This window comes from Roseibium sp. RKSG952, from assembly GCF_009711355.1.
In genome coordinates this window covers 1-548 of record NZ_SMMF01000307.1, presented here as the reverse complement: position 1 = coordinate 548, position 548 = coordinate 1, and the positions used below count along the sequence as shown (strand labels likewise).

Here is a 548-nt window from a genome sequence, read left to right as displayed (position 1 = left end):
CACATCTCACCTATCTGATCGATCTGGACCGGCTCGCGCGCAAGCAGGCGGAAAGCGAACCCCTGGAGGCCCGGTGCAACCTTTTGATCGCCCGGGCCCGCAATGCGCTCGCAAACGCGTTTCCTGACGTGGCTGATTGTCTGCAGCTTGATCTTGTCGATCAACAACAGCTAGCTGCCAGCAGCTTGTTGCGTGAGCTTTGTGGCGCACGCAAAGCCATTGGTGACGCACCTCAAGGCGCATTGGAAGAGCTTGTGGCTGCGAGCTTTGAAGAGGTTCTGGAGCGGGACGGCGTCCATCGGGACACCGATTTCTTCCAGGAAGGCGGCAACTCGTTGCAGGTGGCCCGGCTCGCAGGGCGGCTTCAGGACAAAAGCGGTTACGCCGTTCCGCTACAGCTGGTGTTTGAGGCGCCAACGGTGCGCCGGCTGGCTGAGGCGCTGGAAGGTTGCGGGCGATCGGTGTCCGTTCCATTGGAGCCTGCGGACCGGTCCCGGCCGATCCCCCTGTCACCGCAGCAGGAGAGCCTGTGGTTCCTCGACAAGCTC

Annotated in this window: 1 protein-coding gene; it reads left to right on the top strand. The window is 62.4% G+C overall.

Translation table 11 applies throughout. The features are described 5' to 3' along the window. A partial coding sequence (locus tag E1297_RS00830) for a phosphopantetheine-binding protein (RefSeq protein ID WP_155132704.1) occupies positions 1-548 on the top strand: 548 nt, incomplete at both ends.